Origin of the sequence: Chitinophaga eiseniae (assembly GCF_900167135.1) — a bacterium.
GTDB lineage: Bacteria > Bacteroidota > Bacteroidia > Chitinophagales > Chitinophagaceae > Chitinophaga > Chitinophaga eiseniae.
Map to the genome: position 1 here is coordinate 23,442 of NZ_FUWZ01000007.1, position 16,566 is coordinate 40,007.

General features: G+C 50.0%; 17 protein-coding genes. 13 read left to right on the forward strand and 4 right to left on the reverse strand.

The annotated features are described in order from the left end of the window. Positions 1-53: 53 nt before the first annotated feature. Together B5D63_RS31415 and B5D63_RS31420 are read right to left on the reverse strand one after the other, a co-directional pair. Positions 54-1,142 carry a hypothetical protein gene (locus tag B5D63_RS31415; protein ID WP_078672860.1) on the reverse strand — a complete coding sequence of 363 codons (1,089 nt, stop codon included), beginning with the start codon at positions 1,140-1,142 and terminating at the stop codon, positions 54-56. Beyond that, on the reverse strand, positions 1,142-2,686 hold the full coding sequence (locus B5D63_RS31420; RefSeq protein ID WP_143313239.1) for a hypothetical protein: 1,545 nt from the start codon (positions 2,684-2,686) through the stop codon (positions 1,142-1,144). The genes B5D63_RS31415 and B5D63_RS31420 overlap by 1 nt, the downstream gene beginning before the upstream one ends. A gap of 189 nt (positions 2,687-2,875) precedes the next feature. Here B5D63_RS31420 and B5D63_RS31425 point away from each other — a divergent pair, with 189 nt between their 5' ends. From B5D63_RS31425 to B5D63_RS31465, 12 genes are all read left to right on the forward strand, one after another. Next, positions 2,876-3,679, forward strand: coding sequence for an SDR family NAD(P)-dependent oxidoreductase (locus B5D63_RS31425; RefSeq protein WP_078672862.1), 804 nt, complete (start codon positions 2,876-2,878; stop codon positions 3,677-3,679). A 49-nt stretch (positions 3,680-3,728) separates the two neighbouring features. After that, the gene (locus B5D63_RS31430; protein ID WP_078672863.1) at positions 3,729-4,580 is read left to right on the forward strand and encodes an RNA polymerase sigma factor; all 852 of its coding nucleotides are present in this window, start codon (positions 3,729-3,731) and stop codon (positions 4,578-4,580) included. Positions 4,581-4,609: 29 nt separating this feature from the next. After that, positions 4,610-5,137: a DUF3237 domain-containing protein gene (locus tag B5D63_RS31435; RefSeq protein ID WP_078672864.1), complete on the forward strand. Its 528-nt coding sequence runs from the start codon at positions 4,610-4,612 to the stop codon at positions 5,135-5,137. Positions 5,138-5,276: 139 nt separating this feature from the next. Then, positions 5,277-5,921, forward strand: a complete 645-nt coding sequence (locus B5D63_RS31440; RefSeq protein WP_078672865.1) for an SCO family protein — start codon at positions 5,277-5,279, stop codon at positions 5,919-5,921. After that, the gene (locus B5D63_RS31445; protein ID WP_078672866.1) at positions 5,918-6,283 is read left to right on the forward strand and encodes a hypothetical protein; all 366 of its coding nucleotides are present in this window, start codon (positions 5,918-5,920) and stop codon (positions 6,281-6,283) included. The genes B5D63_RS31440 and B5D63_RS31445 overlap by 4 nt, the downstream gene beginning before the upstream one ends. 47 nt (positions 6,284-6,330) lie before the next feature. Beyond that, positions 6,331-7,194, forward strand: a complete 864-nt coding sequence (locus tag B5D63_RS31450) for an AraC family transcriptional regulator (RefSeq protein WP_159456243.1) — start codon at positions 6,331-6,333, stop codon at positions 7,192-7,194. A 129-nt stretch (positions 7,195-7,323) separates the two neighbouring features. After that, positions 7,324-7,476 (forward strand): hypothetical protein, encoded by a 153-nt coding sequence (locus tag B5D63_RS35205; RefSeq protein ID WP_159456244.1) that lies wholly within the window; start codon positions 7,324-7,326, stop codon positions 7,474-7,476. Positions 7,477-7,490: 14 nt separating this feature from the next. Then, positions 7,491-7,625, forward strand: coding sequence for a hypothetical protein (locus tag B5D63_RS35635; protein WP_262488182.1), 135 nt, complete (start codon positions 7,491-7,493; stop codon positions 7,623-7,625). Between the two features lie 186 nt (positions 7,626-7,811). After that, complete coding sequence (locus tag B5D63_RS31455) at positions 7,812-9,269, forward strand: c-type cytochrome (protein ID WP_078672868.1); 1,458 nt, start codon at positions 7,812-7,814, stop codon at positions 9,267-9,269. A 13-nt stretch (positions 9,270-9,282) separates the two neighbouring features. Then, on the forward strand, positions 9,283-10,626 hold the full coding sequence (locus B5D63_RS31460) for a c-type cytochrome (protein ID WP_235021680.1): 1,344 nt from the start codon (positions 9,283-9,285) through the stop codon (positions 10,624-10,626). 6 nt (positions 10,627-10,632) lie between these two features. Next, positions 10,633-10,782 (forward strand): hypothetical protein, encoded by a 150-nt coding sequence (locus B5D63_RS35210; protein ID WP_159456245.1) that lies wholly within the window; start codon positions 10,633-10,635, stop codon positions 10,780-10,782. Between the two features lie 573 nt (positions 10,783-11,355). Then, the gene (locus B5D63_RS31465; protein ID WP_078672869.1) at positions 11,356-13,398 is read left to right on the forward strand and encodes a GxGYxYP domain-containing protein; all 2,043 of its coding nucleotides are present in this window, start codon (positions 11,356-11,358) and stop codon (positions 13,396-13,398) included. 51 nt (positions 13,399-13,449) lie between these two features. On the opposite strand, the gene B5D63_RS31470 is transcribed toward B5D63_RS31465, so the two are convergent. After that, complete coding sequence (locus B5D63_RS31470; protein ID WP_078672870.1) at positions 13,450-14,085, reverse strand: response regulator; 636 nt, start codon at positions 14,083-14,085, stop codon at positions 13,450-13,452. Next, the gene (locus B5D63_RS31475; protein WP_078672871.1) at positions 14,048-16,006 is read right to left on the reverse strand and encodes a tetratricopeptide repeat-containing sensor histidine kinase; all 1,959 of its coding nucleotides are present in this window, start codon (positions 16,004-16,006) and stop codon (positions 14,048-14,050) included. The genes B5D63_RS31470 and B5D63_RS31475 overlap by 38 nt, the downstream gene beginning before the upstream one ends. Before the next feature lie 164 nt (positions 16,007-16,170). On the opposite strand from B5D63_RS31475, the gene B5D63_RS31480 reads away from it, so the two are divergent. Further along, positions 16,171-16,557: an MmpS family transport accessory protein gene (locus B5D63_RS31480; RefSeq protein WP_078672872.1), complete on the forward strand. Its 387-nt coding sequence runs from the start codon at positions 16,171-16,173 to the stop codon at positions 16,555-16,557. Positions 16,558-16,566 lie beyond the last annotated feature (9 nt).

The window sequence follows — 16,566 nt, forward strand, 5'->3', positions numbered from 1 at the left end:
TAACCGTTCCATCTCCTATGCCAGGCCGGTCTGATAAAGACCGGCCTTTTTTATTATTGGATCCTTTGGCGTTCTTTCAGTAGTTTGGCCCGGTCGATATCTTTTTGTGCATCCTTTATATTAAGCTGCCTTGGCAACTGCGTTTTCAGCTGCGCTCTGTTCTCAAAAAACTCGGCGCGGTTACTGTTGATCAGGATGGCTTTGTTGAAGTCTTCCAGGGCAGAAATATGCTGTTTTAGCTGTAGTTTGATCATGCCCCGGTTGTTGTACATCATCGGTAGCTGCTGGCTGCTGACCCTGTCAAACAACCTGTCGATCTGTTCCAGTGCCTGCTGGTATTTTTTCTCCTGGTACAACTGGTTGGTTTTGTTCAGCAACTGCTCAATTCCTTCGGTTTTGACGAGGCTGTCGATGTTCAGGAAACTGCGTACCGACGCCCCCGGCTGGTTGATGAAGTTATACCCCTTCGCGATGGCTGCCAGCCTTTTGGCTTTGGTAGGATGGGTGCATCCCGCTTCCAGTTCCGGCGTAGGATGGTTATCGATCGCCCTGATACCTGATTCCGCCTGTGGCAGGGTGCCCTGTAGTTTTCTGATGATATACCCCGAGAAAAAGTCCGCCTCTAATTCCCGTTGCCTGGAAAGGGCGTAGGTGAGCCGTTTGTTGCGGAGGGAGTGCCCCAGGAAGTGATGCCCCACCTCATGGGCGAAAATGGCAAAGGTCACCCAATCGGTATTTTGCGCGACTAATTTGTTGAGATATTCCCGGTTATATAAAATATACCGGGTGCTGTCGCCCCGTGTCATAACGGCTTTAAATACAGGCCCCGGAAAGCGGCATTCATACAGGACGAAATTGGCGGCTGTCTGATTATCATCGCCCATCCCCAGCAGTTGCTGGATTTTAACAACGACCATGGCGGGAGTGAGGCCGTCGGGACTTAACGATGGCATCATGTCCGGGATACATTGGTCTTCCAGCTGGCTGCTGACAAATCCACAGGAAAATATAAAGTATTTATCTTCCGGGATAGTATCGTTGGCCGGTTGTACCGGTAGCGGGTCCTGACTGTACAACCGGTTTTGTCCGTGCAGCAATATAATGGCGATGCATAGCAGCAGTCGTTTTATATAGGTTGCCATTATCGGGTGAGATTATAGGTGATGGCCAGGAAATTGCCCCATCGGTGAAAAGATTCTGTTTCTACGGTGGTTCCCATCACGGACCTTGCCACCACCTGTCCTTCCTGGTATTTGGACGAAAGCAGGGTAGCCTGTGTCAGCGTCCATCCAAAGCTGGCCACGATCCGCTGGTCACGGCCCGCAGCAAGCGATATGCCGGCGTGGTAATTGAACTTGGTGGAAGAGCCGGTTGAGAGGCTGACGCCTATCGCCAGTGCCGGCTGAACGGCCCATCCGGTCCGGTAGTAGGCGTGCATCAATGCGCCCAGAGAAGGAATTACTTTATTACGGTTATCATTCCGGGCAATGGTGGCGTGGTCCGGATCACCGGGAATGCTGTCCAGCCGGTAAGACTGATCAAAAAAGTTGTTGTTCCCGAAGTTCATAAAGAAGCCGGTGCTGAAGTCGATCTTAAAGCCGCCATATGTCCTTACGATAATAGGTGTCTGTAAGCCGGGGTCTGCGCAGATGGTGTTGTCTTTCGGATCTATTTTGATGTCAAATTTCAGTTCATCTTTGTCTGCCAACGCGGTATGCCTGATGGTATAATTGACAGGGGTGATCATCCTGTAACTGTTCACGATTAACGTTTTCTGATCAAGCAGAATGTAGTTGTCGACCAGGTCCCCGGCTTTGGTGATCACCGTTTTGTTGGACTCCATGGCATCCACTCGTTCGTGGGTGGTCCTGATGGCCTTTTCAAGAATGGTACTATCCACGATAAAATCCGCTGACCTGGCTTCTTTCTTCAGGGGCAGCAGGCCGGCCATCATCTGATCTGCCGCTTCTTTAAAGGATTTTTCCTCTTCTGTGATGTCTTTTTGCAGCTGCTCAAGATTTGCTTTTTCTGTGGAGGCTATTTTCGTGTAGTGGTCAATAATGTTGGTCACCTGGGCCAGCAGCAGGTCTTTTGAGGTAGCAGCTGTTTCGTTACTTATTTTATTATTGTTGACAAAGAGGGTGGTTGCCGTCAGCAGGTCCTGTTCTGCCTTGGGATAAGTGCCGTCGCAGGCATCTTTGACGGTGACCAGTTCATTTTTGTACAGCAGGCTGTGTTGCAGTACGTCGACTGCTTTCCTGAAATCTTCCAGGCTCGTCCAGTAGTTGTCCAGTTTGTCATTGATTTTTTTGAAGCTGGTTTTGAAAGGCGCCAGCGCTCCCTGCAGCTGTGCTCTCAGTCGCAGACCGCCATCGTCAAAAGCAAAGGATGATCCGTTATCCTCTTTGGGGTCTTCTGTTGTATTGAGTTTAACGGCCGACCCGTCCAGTTTTTTCAGAATGTCGGGCTGCTGGAGGAAGAAATTGGTGCTGGTACTGTTCACCTGGACGTTGTACCGGCTTTTGTTAATGTTGACGATCTCCAATACAACCAGGCTGCCATGCTGTGCTTTGTGCCTGATCTTGGATTGGGGCAAATGCTGGTAATCGATCCGGATGGTATCTGGTGATTGTGCGTAGGCCGTCGCCATTGGCAACAGTAAGAATAGCGTAAAAATGTGCTTCATGTGTGAATCTTAGGGATGAGAAATGAGGAATAACAATCAGGGGTGTTTGCTGCTCAGTGAATAGTTGAAGCTAATATAGTAATTATTTATATGTCTACAAAAGTTTTCTTGTTGCAGCATGTCAGACTTTTTTCTCAAAAGCCGATCGTTTTGTTTCGCTCAGTCGTCCAAAAGAGAAAACGACCTACCATGAACAGTTTAAAAGACAAAGTAGCCGTTATATTTGCGGCATCGGGAGAGATAGCAGGGGCGGTGGCCCGGGCTTTTGCGCAACACGGGGCTAAAGTATATGTGACGGCCCGGGACCTTGAGGCAGCCATCGCGCTGGCCGATGAAATGGTGTTCGACGGCGGGAAGGCCGAAGCGGGTAAAGTGGATGCGTTAAACGAAGCGGAGATCGACGCCTTTTTACAGCAGGTGGTAGCTGATAACGGGAGGCTGGATATGGTCTTTAACGGCATCGGGAGCTACTATAAAGATGCTGGTAGCGGTACGCCCACTACCGTAGCCACTTTCGGGCAATTCATGAACCCTTTGCAACGGATCTGCGGATCACAGTTCCTGACTTCCAGGGTGGCGGCAAAGTACATGATCGCCTCCGGCTCCGCCGGTACGCTGTTGCTGCTGAACGCCTCCATGGCGAGGACAAAAACGCCCAATATGGCTGGATTCGCCGCCGCCTGCGCTGCCATAGAAGGGCTGACCCGGGTCATGGCCGCCGAATTCGGGAAACATGGCATCAAAGCAATCTGTATCTGTTCCGGCGCCCTGATGGAGACCCGGAAGATACAGGAGATGATCACCGATTTTTCGGCGCTTGGCGGCATTCCCCGAGAAGAGATGGCCCTGAACTACACCCGGTTCGATCTTCTGTCATCCGGTCCCACCCTGAAACAGCTGGGGGAAACAGCCGCCTTCCTCGTTTCCGAAAATGGGGTGGTTTTCAACAGCCATATCGTCGATTTTGATTGTGGGAAAATAAATATATTATAGAAATTTACCAGGTTACAGGCTGCCTGTAACCTGTCTTAAACCAAATATAATGGAACAAGAAGCCATACTCGGGAAAGCCCTGGCAGGGGATATCAACTCCTTTCAGCAGTTGTTTGCCGCATTTCAAAACCAGCTGAAATCATATCTCTACCGGTTGGTAACGGACCGCAACGATGTGGACGACCTCACGCATGATACGTTCATCAGGGCGTTTGATAAAATAGCCACCTTCAACCGGCAGTCCTCCCTGAAAACATGGGTTTTTAAAATAGCCACCAACCTCGCTTATGATCACCTGAAAAAGTTAAGGCGATGGCCGGCCGACGCGCAGGACCAGGGGGCCGCGCTGGCCATCGGTTCTTCGGAGATCGCCGAATCGTTCCGGATCGTGCACAGCACCTTCAATGCCGGGGCCTACGAGATGAAGGAACATATCGATTTCTGTTTTACCTGCATCTCCAAAACCTTGCCTATAGAACATCAGGTGGCATTGATCCTGAAAGACATCTACGATTTCCCCGTGAAGGAAATATGCCTCATCCTTGATAAAACCGAAGGTGTGGTGAAACATCTGCTGAATGGCTCAAGAGAAACGATGACGGAGGTTTTTGATAACAGGTGCGCCCTCGTCAACAAAAACGGCGTCTGCGATCAGTGCAGTCAGCTGAATGGCATCTTCAACCCTAAACAGGACCAGCAGGAAGAACGGATGAAACTGGACCTGGTAAAAGGTTCGAAGAAGTTCAACCGGTCGGAGCTGTACGATTTGCGGACCGTATTGGTAAAGGCGATCGACCCGCTGCACTCTTCCGGTTCCGATCTGCAGGATATCATCATGAGATGCACCAGGACCGCCATCGGCGACGTCGGCGATTTTTTTGAGAAACCAGGAACGAATTAACTGACCCCATTCAATAAACACTGATCACCATGAGAAACATTTTCTTTTTTATCCTACTTTTTTTCACTTGTCTTTGCAGACAAACCTCGGCGCAGACGCTCCGGTCGGCCTTTTTATTTGATCTGGAAATCAGCCTCGATCCACCCCAGGCAGTTGGCCCCGCATTGAACGGAACCCGGCTGATCTTCCCGTTTAAAGACGGTAAGGTAACAGGAGAGGCCATCCATGGAAAAGTACTGAACTGTAGCGGAGAGTGGGGACTTGCACTGGATTCCGCCACCTTTAAGATGGACAGCCGGGCCACCATTAAAACAGCCGATGGCGCACTTATTTATATGGCGTATTCCGGTTATAACCATGCCAGCGGAAAAAGTGCCGCTTTGCTGCAGCAGGGCAGAGGCCACGAACTTTCGCCGGATGATTACTACTTCCGGTCAATACCCGTGTTTGAGACCAGCAGCCCAAAGTATGCATGGCTAAACCATACAGTCGCCGTTGGCGTGGGCCGCTTTTCGGCGCCCGGTAAAATCATCTACCGGATTTATGCGGTGAAGTGACGGAAGATTTACTCATCAGTCCCTTTATTCTAAATTATTGTCCGCTCTAATTCCTGTACTTTTACCCGATAGCCAATACCTTTGCACCATCAAAGAGGCCGTAGTGTCGTGATTGTTGTATTAAAAAACAGGTTATCGTATGAGAGTTGTTATGTTAATGCTGGCAGGCATACTGTTGTTGGGGGCCTGCCGGCAGCCGGCGAAGCGGCTGCCTTACCTGGGGACGCCGGTGGTGACGGAACATTTCCGGGATGGTAAGACGGTGTATGACTCGGCTTACCCGGTAGTGCCTGATTTTTCACTGACCGATCAGGACAGCATGACCGTCACACCGCAGACATTCCAGGGTAAAATATATATAGCGGACTTCATTTTCCTGTCATGCCCTACCATCTGCCCTAAAATGAATGCCAATATGCAGCAGGTATATCAGCACTTTAAGGCGGAAGACAGGGTCAATTTTCTGTCGCACACCATAGACCCAAAGCATGACACCATCCCGCGGCTGAAAGCCTTTGCCAACAGCCTGCAGATAACGGACCGGAAATGGCGGTTCGTAACGGGTGACCAGGATTCCATCTTCAGGCTGGCAGAGAAGGGGTACTATGTATCAGCTGTTAAAGACAGTACCGACCCGGTCAATTATATCCATAGCGGCGGCATGCTGCTGATTGATGCGCAACGGCATATCCGGGGCATCTATGACGGCACCAACAAAGAAGCGATGCAGGTGCTCATCAATGACGTTCAAACCCTCCTGAAGGAAGATTCCGGAAAAATTTGAAGCACTTTGTATCCATATGGCTCCTGGCTATCATACTTGTCCAAAGTACGGGCAACTGCTGGATCATTGCGGCATTTTATCTCAACAGGAACCGTATTGCCAATACGGTATGCGTCAACCGCTTTGAACAGATACCGGTATGCCGGGGAATCTGTTATCTTCAGCAGAAATTGGAAGAAAATGAACATCAGCAGGACCGGACGCCTGAACTGAAACACAAAGAAGTGCTGCTGTTTTTTGAACCGATTACTACGGCGATCATCTCCATACCGCCGGAAATAAAACGATCATCCGGCATTTATATATCCCCCTATTTCCCCACTTCCCACCAGCCCCCGGTTTTTAAACCTCCCGTCTGTTAGCATTATTACTAACAGTTCATTTAACGTTACCAATCTTTTATATGCTTATGAAAACAGAAGAAATAGCTGTTTTGTCGCTGAGCATGTTTCAGGGGGGTAGTGATGATTGCTGGGTGGGTGACCTGGAGCATGTACTGGAGAAATTTCCCGTACTGGAATTTCCCAACAGAAGGCGCTTTTATGTATTAATGATCATAGAAAGGGCGCAGGGTACGGCTATCGTTGATGGCCATACCTTACGGCTGGACCACCCAAAGATTATCTGTATCCATCCCGGAAGTATATTCAGCCTGGAAATAAACCGGAAGGCGGCAGGCACTCTGCTGTGCTTTACGGAAGACTTTTTCTCTATCCGGTATAACAACAACGCATTGTCCAATTTCACGTTCCTGGAAAGGGAATATGGGAGCCATGTACGGCTGACAGAAGAAAAAGCATTGGAATGGGAACAGCTGGCCACTTTTATGAAAAGAGAATACAACGGTCAACAGAAAGGCGCTGACAGCGTGCTCAGGTCTTTTCTGAATGTCATGTTGTGTAAGCTGGACCGGGAGTTTTCCCATATAGTTCCGCTGATGAAAAAAAACACCTATGAGGAGAAGATCAAACAGTTCAGGTCTTTGCTGGATGAGCATTTTGTGGCACATAAAGCACCCTCGTTCTATGCCTCCAGGCTAAATATTACGACCAACTATCTGAACAAGCTATGCGGAAAGTATCATGGCGTGTCCACCGGTGAACTGATCAGAAAGAGGATCACCATCGAAGCGCAAAGGCTGCTGCACTATACCGTGCTGCCCATTGCGGACATCGCCAAGCAGCTGGAGTTTGAAAGCGTGTCTTACTTTATCACTTTTTTTAAAAGGAACGTGGGTACGACACCGGAAAATTTTCGGAAAAATCATCAATAAAAACAGGATGGATAAACATTCAACAGAAGAAAAAATAGCGATCAGGGTGGAGGTACGTGTTCGTAAAGACATTAAAATTATACCGCGCCCCAAAGTGGTAAAAATGAATCTTAACTAAAAAAACATTATATGCTGAGAGATACCATAGAAGTACTGAAAGAAAACGAACGGAAGTTCAATCGCAGCAGAAGAATGCTGAAAGCCGTATTGTTACTGCTGTTATCGCTGATCGTGCTGTTACAGTTTAACCACATTGTGGCATTGCTTAAAAACATCTTTTAAACGTTTTTTATTTCATGAAACTAACAGATTTTATAGCAAGATATGTGGATCCTGAGAACAGGAATGTGATCGATGCGGTCATATGGGCCAACAGGATAGCGCTGGTAGTGCTGTTTTGCTGCCTGGTACTGCTGTTGGTCCGTATATAGTTCCACTGGCAGTGACGGAATTTTATATAGTTGTCACTAAAATCAGTATTGCCACGAATTCTTTTCTAAGTATTTATTTACTAAATCAGCAAAAGCCGGCTTGTTTTCTGAAACTTCCGGCTTTTCTGTTTCTTCACTTTTATCCGCCACCAGTCTAACTTTGCGGCATACTAAAAGTATTGTTGCATGGACTTTCCAATGTTTCATCTCGACTGGCTGAACGACCGGTTTCTGATAGCGGTGATCGCTATCGTGCACGTATTCATTAATCATGGGTTGGCTGTTGGCTTTATCCCCTATATCGCCTGGCTGGAGCAAAAAGGGGTGAGGATGGCCGGTGCTGCAGACATCACTGATCCGGAATGGGACCACCTCATATACCGGAAAATGAAGGTTGCCTTTATTATTACGACTACGCTGGGCGCCATGACAGGCGTCGGGATCTGGTTTTCCGCCGGCTTAATCAGTCCTTCTTCCATCGGCAGTCTTATCCGCGTGTTTTATTTTGCCTGGTTCGTGGAGTGGCTGACATTCGTGACAGAAGTAGTGCTGATCATGATTTATTTCCTGACATGGAAGCAAAGCAACCATTCCCTGAAAGCCAAAATAAGACATATCCGCTTCGGTTGGTTCCTGTCCATTTTCTCCTGGATCACCATGTGTATTATCGTTTCCATTCTTGGATTTATGATGGACCCCGGTAACTGGAACAACGATCATTCCCTGATCAGCGGCTTTACAAATCCTATTTATCTCCCGCAGTTGTTTTTCCGGACACCTACGGCGATGGTGCTGGGCGGCGTATTCGGGATGTTGCTGACAACGCTTTTTGCCAGCCGTAACTCCAAATGGCGGGAGACGGCCCTGAAGGACGGCGCGAGGTGGATGCTTTGCTGGGCGCCTGTTTCGCTGGCAGCGGCTATCATTTACTACAAGGCTATGCCCGAAGCGATGCGCGAAAACTTGAGCACGGCAGTAGGCACCATGGAATTCGCCCAATACTACGATTTGCTGCGTTACATCATCCCCGGCGCTGTATCCCTGGTAGTGGTCCTCGGTGTATGGACATGGCTGCGGCCCCGTTCTGTGCGCATGTGGATGGTGCTGGTGCCTTGTATCGCTGCCTTTGGTTTTCTGGGGATTTTTGAGCGGGTGCGGGAGTTTATCCGTAAGCCTTATGTAATCGGGGGGTACATGTATTCCAACCTGTTAAGGAAAGAAGATTATCCGTTGTATAAACGGAACGGCCTGCTGACCTACGCCACCTACGCGACGGCCGGCAAGGTAACGCCGGAAAATAAGTTAAGCACAGGGCAGGATGTCTTTATGCTGTCCTGCAGCCGATGCCATACCACCAACGGTATCAATTCCATCGTGTATGTCTTTGAAAGGCTTTATGGTGTGGGTAAACCGCTGGACGAAAATTCTGTGGCAGCTTACATTCCCAACATGCACCAGGGGAGGACCTATATGCCGCCGTTTCCCGGAAATACGGAAGAACTTCATGCCCTGGCAGCCTACATCAAACATCTTCAGGTGACAGGAGAGTCGCTCGAAGGGGCCCAGTCAGCCGGGGTAATGGTCAACCCGGACAACAATATGCATAACACTCAACCTTTGGCCGATACGGCACAATCGAAATAATAACCGCAATTCCATGAATCATATGTTAACGTTACTGCAGTCGGTCACCCCTGTGCCGAGAGATATTCCATTACCGCTTCCATTGCCGGAATGGTTGCTGGTAGTATTACTGGTCATTTCTTTCCTGGCCCATATTCTTTTTGTGAACCTGATGCTGGGAGGTTCCCTGCTCACCTTATGGGCACAGGTGAAAGGACTGAAAGACAAAGCCTACGATACGCTGGCTTATGAAATCGCTAAAACCATTACCGTCAATAAAAGCCTGGCGGTAGTGCTGGGTGTGGCCCCGTTGTTAAGCATTAATGTGCTCTATACCGTCTATTTTTATTCCGCCAATGCGCTGACAGGCCTGATGTGGATATCCATCATACCCCTGGTGACGGCGGCCTTTCTGCTGACGTACCTGCATAAATATGCCTGGCACAAACTGGAGGAACATAAAGGATTACATATTGCCATCCTCGGATTGGCCGTACTGATTTTCCTTTTTATCCCGCTGATTTTTCTGACCAACATCAACCTGATGCTGTTCCCCGAAAAATGGGGCACGGTCAAAGGATTTGTCAGCGCGCTGGCGCTGCCCAACGTATTCCCGCGGTACCTGCATTTCCTCTGCGCATCGCTGGCCATCACCGGTCTGTTCCTGTTCTGGTACTTCGGGAGACGCCGGTATGCTTTTGAAACGCGCTTTGAAACCATTTCCCTTTATCATATCCGCAAACGCATGTACAGCCTGACGCTGGGAGCCTCCTTGTTTCAGTTTGTGCTGGGGCCGCTGGTGTTGATTACCCTGCCTTCCAAAGGGATACAATGGAATCTTATCGTTGTCATCCTGAGCGGCGCCGCCGCTGCTTTACCGGCTATGTACTGGATGTGGCAGGGTATCTCCGGAAAGCCGGAAGATATCGGTAAGAATTTCGGCAAGGTGATCACAGCTATGAGCCTTACAGTGCTGCTGATGGCCAGCGGGCGGCATGTTTACAGGTCCAACGCGCTGGCGCCCCATAAAAAACTAATGGCGGAAAAGACAAAGGCTTTTGAGAAGTTGTCTGCTGAAGCGAGGGCGCAGCCTGCACCGGAAGAAAATGCAACGGCTGCAGCAAAGGATATACCCCATGCAGCCGGAAAGGCAGTATTTCAAACCAACTGCGCTTCCTGCCATAAAAAAGACGGACGCCTGGTAGGACCGCCGGTAACGGAAATGGTCAGCATCTATCACAACGATCTGCCCGGACTGGAAGCCTGGATACGTAAGCCGGGAAAGAAAAGAGAGGACTACCCGCAGATGCCGGGATTTCCGCAGCTCTCCGGGCAGGAGATGACCGCGTTAACCGGGTATATTTTATCAGTAAAATAAAGGAAGATGCTAACTACCTGTTTTGTTATTGCTATCGTAGGGCTGCTGTTCGGGATACTGCGGCAGCTGATATTAGTCTCCACTAACATTTTGTATTTATCGAAAGACGATGCGCTGGTAAATGCTGGTGACGAGACGGCGTGGCCGCCGTTTTAGCTTTGCGCACGAAGGATTTTAAAGGACAAACCGGATGCCTTCCGGTTTGTCCTTTGTTGTTTTGGTGTGATTGTTTGTTTGCAGTGAAGAAAGACGTTGATCCTCCTTTCCTTTCATGGTCGGTAATAGAGACATCGGTTATCCCGGGGATCAATTATGAAAAGAAGGGAATATACACTATTCATTTTCAGTACAAGTTCCGTCAGCCTAAGAGAGTAAAGTCCCTTCAGGTTAACTATAGGTGCTATACGGATCTTTATTTAGCGGGAAAGTATAAAGGACGTACCTATGGAACCCTCAGAGCCAGACTGCGCAGATGCCGCCTTTATAATTTCTGCTCAGCCTTTAGGGAAGGAAACAAGAGACAGCACAACAACCACAATAATTAAAAGGAACATCAGTACCGTTTCGAGGGGCGTTTGAAGTAACATAACATACTTTTTTGGTTAAAAATGGTTATTTTTATATAGAACAGATCAATTCGAATTTGGTTGACCTGATATAAAATTTCTTGTATTCCACGTTGGCACGGTATCTCCTCGTTGTTACCATGTCGTATTAATTGTAAAACCTATGGTAAACCCAACACCCTCGTCTCTCAGGACCACTACGCTGCTGTTATTCCTGCAGCTGTTTTTCACATTATCGCTTTCCGCCCAGATCAGCTGGCCCGCAGGGCAGATCTTACCCTCTTTTCCGGCGCCGGCACAAACGCAGGACCTGATCATGCTGCGGGAGTCGAACTCCCGCTGGGAGGCAGAAGGCTCCGCGCTAAGCCATAAAACCGGCAGACTGGAATCTGACGGCTGGTTATGTCAGACCGGCATCGATGCAGCCAACCAGCATATGATCTACGGTCCTTACGACACGAACCTGCCCGCCGGTCCCAATGTCGCGGAATTCCGGATGAAAATCGACAACAACACGGCCAATAATGATCCGGTAGTGGACATCGACGTACGGAACGCGACCACCGGCGCGATACTGGCCTCGCAGACAATTACCCGGCAGCAGTTTCCCGTTGCCTCCAACTACACCAACTTTACCCTGCCCTTTACGATTCCGGCAGAGCATCAGTCGATAGAGCTGCGTATCTACTGGCGTGGCGCAGCCTATACGAAGGTGGACTGGGTGGGTGTTCAGCAAAATGGTTCTTCGGCTGAAATGTATTTGTTCGCCTCCCTGAAAGGTGTCGTTAACAGAACGCAGCCACGCATCTTCTCCTACGAAGGCGATGCGTTTGCAGAAGGACCGTATACCTGGCTGCAGTCGTTGGGCTTAAACTGGTCGGAAGTCACGGATAAATGGAGCCTCATCACAAAATACCGCAGCGAAATAGCGGGACTGATCGTATATGACCCGGCGCAGATACACACGGTCAACCTGGCAACGATGCTGGCCAAAGACAGGCGCGCACTGGTGGTATCACCTCTGCTGTTGTCCAGACTGACTGCCGCGCCTTATAATCTGCCGGTGGTACTGGACCTGCGCGGCCAGTTCACCAGCAAACTGCAGGTCTACCAGGCGCTGTATAACACTTATTGGCCTAACCTGGACCACCGCGTGTTGATCGGCCTGAATCCGGAAGCCCACAAATCTGCGTTGCGTGAATATGCCGCAGCGCTGGGCGCTGCCGTCATCTGGCTCGATCCTGCGATCCCCGCGGAAAGCACCCTGCTGAACAGCTTCCTTGCTTCCATGCCGGCAGGCGCCAACTTTATGGGATGGTGGCCGGAAGAAGGACCGGGAGTAGAACGGTCTTCCACCTATGGTATACCTACCATAGCGAGTGACTGGTGTACGAACCTGACCCTTCACAGCGGCACTCCCCGGACCATCAATAAAAAACCGATACCGCCCAAACCGCCACTGCAGAATAAACTCTATGTCGCCTTCATCCTCAGCGACGGCGATAACCTGCAATATATCGAACACCTGATGCGTAAACTGTGGAACAACCCCGATCGCGGTGCAGTGCCCATCGGATGGACACTGTCGCCCGCCATGGTAGACGCTATGCCTGGTGCGCTCAATTACCTGTGGCAAAGCTCCACCAACAATGACAACCTGATATCAGGTCCTTCCGGTTACGGCTATACGTACCCAAACAGCTGGCCGGACCAGCAAAAGTTGAATCAGTTTGTGGCGACTACAGAAACCTATAACCAGCGTGCAGGCTTCCGCGTAGTGACCATCTGGAACACCATTACCGGGGGGATCAATCAAAATACAGGGCAGACATTCGCGCAGAAAGCACCGTCACTGTTGGGTATGACAGGACAGAACACCGGCGGCGGACTGACGATCTACAATAACACGCTGCCGGGAATGGCGCTGTCCTGCAACTACTGTACAAATGAACAGGCCATGAAAGACCATATCGCCTCTGCTGCGGCAGGGTGGAACGGTACCAGCCCGCGCTTTATCATCATACAGGCGCAACCCTGGCAGAATGTTACCCCAACCAGTTTTAAGAACGTAGCTGCTTCGCTGAATGCCGACTACCGGGTGGTACGGCCAGACCACATCTTCCAGCTGATCCGGGAAGCTAACAGCCTGCCGGTAGGCGATACCAGCTTTTTAAGGGGAGGCGCGTTGCAGCATTACCGGCGTTAGTAACGGTAACGGGTATACGGGGTAAGTATCATCGTTAAAATGGTGCAGCCATCAGCTCAGCAGTCCCTGGTTGTTGGCTGCCTGTATCAGCCCTGCCACATTCTTTACGCCGAACTTCTGCAGCAGGTTTTTGCGGTGGTTTTCTACAGTGAACTTGCTCAGAAAGAGCATTTCTGCGATCCGTTTGGTGGTAATGCCGGAAGCGATCAGTTTCAGTATTTCCTGTTCCCGGGCGGTCAGGGCGGGCGCTGCCGCCATGTCCGGCGCAGGGCGGGTAATGATTTCCCGGATGGTGTCACTGAAAACAAGCTGACCAGCCAGCGCATCGTTGATGGCATTCACCAGTTCTTCGATGGAGGCATTTTTAAGAAGGTAGCCGCTGGCGCCATTTTCCAGCATCTTCATAATAGCGCTGCGCTGGTCGTGGTTACTGAGTGCCAGCACAACGGTATCGGGGGCTGTTGTTTTGATGATTTTACACAGGTCCATACCATTACTGTCAGGTAATATGATATCCAGCAGCACTACATCCACAGGATGGTTACTGAGGAATACGAGAAAATCTTTCGCCGTGGTAAAGGCGCCGGCGATGTCGAAAGTGCCATTGCCCGAAAGTACCCTGACCAGCCCCTCCAATACGATGGGATGATCATCCAGGATGGCCAGTTGGTATGGCTGATGAGACATATACTTCAATATTTATGGATGTACCTTTTCCGTTTTGTGTGGTAGTGATGTCAATACTGCCATGAAGGTAAGCGACCCTGTTCCTGATGTTGATGAAACCCATGCCGGATTTGCTGTCTGCGGTAGTGTCAAAACCTTTGCCGTTGTCTTCAACGGTAATAAAGAACCGGTTGTCCCTTTGATTACACTGCAATAAAATTTTGGTAGCCCCGGCATGTTTAACAGCATTCGTTAGCAGCTCCTGTATGATGCGGTAAATGGTTACCTGTTCCTGCTGTGGAATGTCGGGCTGAATATCGAGGCACTGGCACTGTACCGCCAGCTGGTCTGTTGTAAATGCATTGCACAGGTCTTGCAGCGCAGCTTCCAGTCCCAGTCTCAGTAACATTTCCGGCATCATGTTATGTGCAATTTTTCTCAGTTCCATGACGGAAACATCCAGCTGGCTGATAACGGGCTTCAGTTCGGGTTGATGGCCCGCGATGGCTGACAGGTTTATTTTGGTAGATGCCAGCAACCCGCCCAGGCTGTCATGCAGATCACGGGCTATCCGTTGCCGCTCTTCTTCCTGGACCTGCAACATAGCTTGTGAAACCTTTATCTGTTCCCGCTGGGCTGTCGTTTTTTTCCTGTTTCGATAAAAGAAATAACCGAGCAGCAGGATAATAAACAACAGCATGATGACCACACTCAATGACCAGTTCAATAACCGGGTACGCTTCAGGGCCGACTGGGCCTTGTCGTTCGCTGCGTTGAGCGTCGTGATTTTCCGCTGGTCTTCTGCTTTCCTGAATTTTATTTCCAGGGCGTTGACCTTCGCTTCCAGATTACTTTGGGAGATGCTGTCCCGCAGGTGGCTGTAGCGTTTCAGCCAGCTGAAAGCCTCCGGGATGTTGTGCAGTTCTTCGTAGGTGACCACCAGGCCATAGTATATCAATAGCCGGTTCATCGCAACATTGATAAAAGGTTTCCTGGTGGTGAGGTCCAGTGCTACATCCCGGGCGCGCGTCAGATCTTTCTTATTATAGAGGGCGTAAAACTGCTGGAGTTGCAAACGTTGCTCCGGGTAAGGTTTCTTCAGTTGCCTTGCCAGCTGGATACCTTTTTGGGTGGCTTCAAGAGACTGGTCAAACTTCCCTGTTACGGTAAGGCGCATGCTTTCGCCGGCGTAGTAGTCCAGCCAGGCAGTGGCATGAGGGTAGGGCAGTAGTAACAGCCGTAAGCTGTCCATATAGGCCGCGGCTTCCGTGGGATGGCCGGACAGGGAATTGTTTTCCGATAACGTATGATAAGCAGCTGTGAGGTATCCGATACCGCTTTTTTCATTCCGCAGCGTTTCAATGGCCTGCTTCAGATAAGTTTCCGCTTTGGGCAGTTGCTGTAGGTTTTTAAAGCCGTAAGCCAGGTCGAGATAGTTTTTCCCGAGCCATGCCTGGTCACCCGACTGCGCCGCCAGCGGGATGGCCCGCTCAATCAGCAGGTTGATGTACGCTTCGGGATCATCTTTATCGAAGTGGAACACATGGGCGTAATCGTGCCAGCACATGGAACGGTAACGCAGCGCCTCTTTGTCGGTGAACGGCTTTAGCTTCTTTTCTGCCTGCAGGTAGATGGCTGCGGCGGAATCGGGCGCGGTGGCAGCCAGCAACCTGGCATCGTAGTAAAGCGAGATGCCCTGCAGCCGGACGTTGTCACGGACCAACCGCTTTCCCTGTCCGGCATATTTTTTTGCCATGATCGTGTCCTGCTCTATCCAGTCTTCCGCCAAACGGAAAAAGACAGCTGCCCGGACACTGTCGGGCAATGGCTGTTCCGCCTGCCGGACAAGACTGTCCCGGTTATATCTTCCCGGCGGCTCCTGGGCGCGCCCGCAAAGACCTGATAATAAAAGCAGCAGTAGGGGTGGGAGGTATTTTATCATACGTGCAATTTGCTACACAAGACAATAACGGCAAAGGGCTGTTCACAGAATGACTGAAAACAGCTATATAAAAATAGCTATTTGGGGTCATTGTCCCGCCTGGCCGGTGAAGATAATTTTGTATTCGTTGTTTCGCTTTGAAACGACGCATAAAAACTGTTGATATGTTCAGAAAATTATCCATTGCAAGTCTCCTCATGGCCGCCGTCCTGGTGACCTCCTGTTCCAAAGACAAGAAGGAAGATAATAACCAGCCCGCGCATAAAGTACGGTTCGAAGCCGTAGGGCAGAACGGCGGGGTTGTTAATGCGGCCGTTTATGGCGTTGACGCCGATACACACAATGCGCTTAACCTTAATACAGCCAACTGGAGCAGCCCCGATGTTACAGCCCCTGCGGGCGCCTACAACGCCAATATCGTGGTTAACGGCAGCGGGCCCTCTACTACCAGCACCATGAAAGTAAGGATTTACGTGGATGGCGACCTGAAGAAAGAAGAAACCGCCTCCCCCGGCAAAGTACTGTCCGTAACGCTGGGATATAAGTTTTAAGGAGACCCG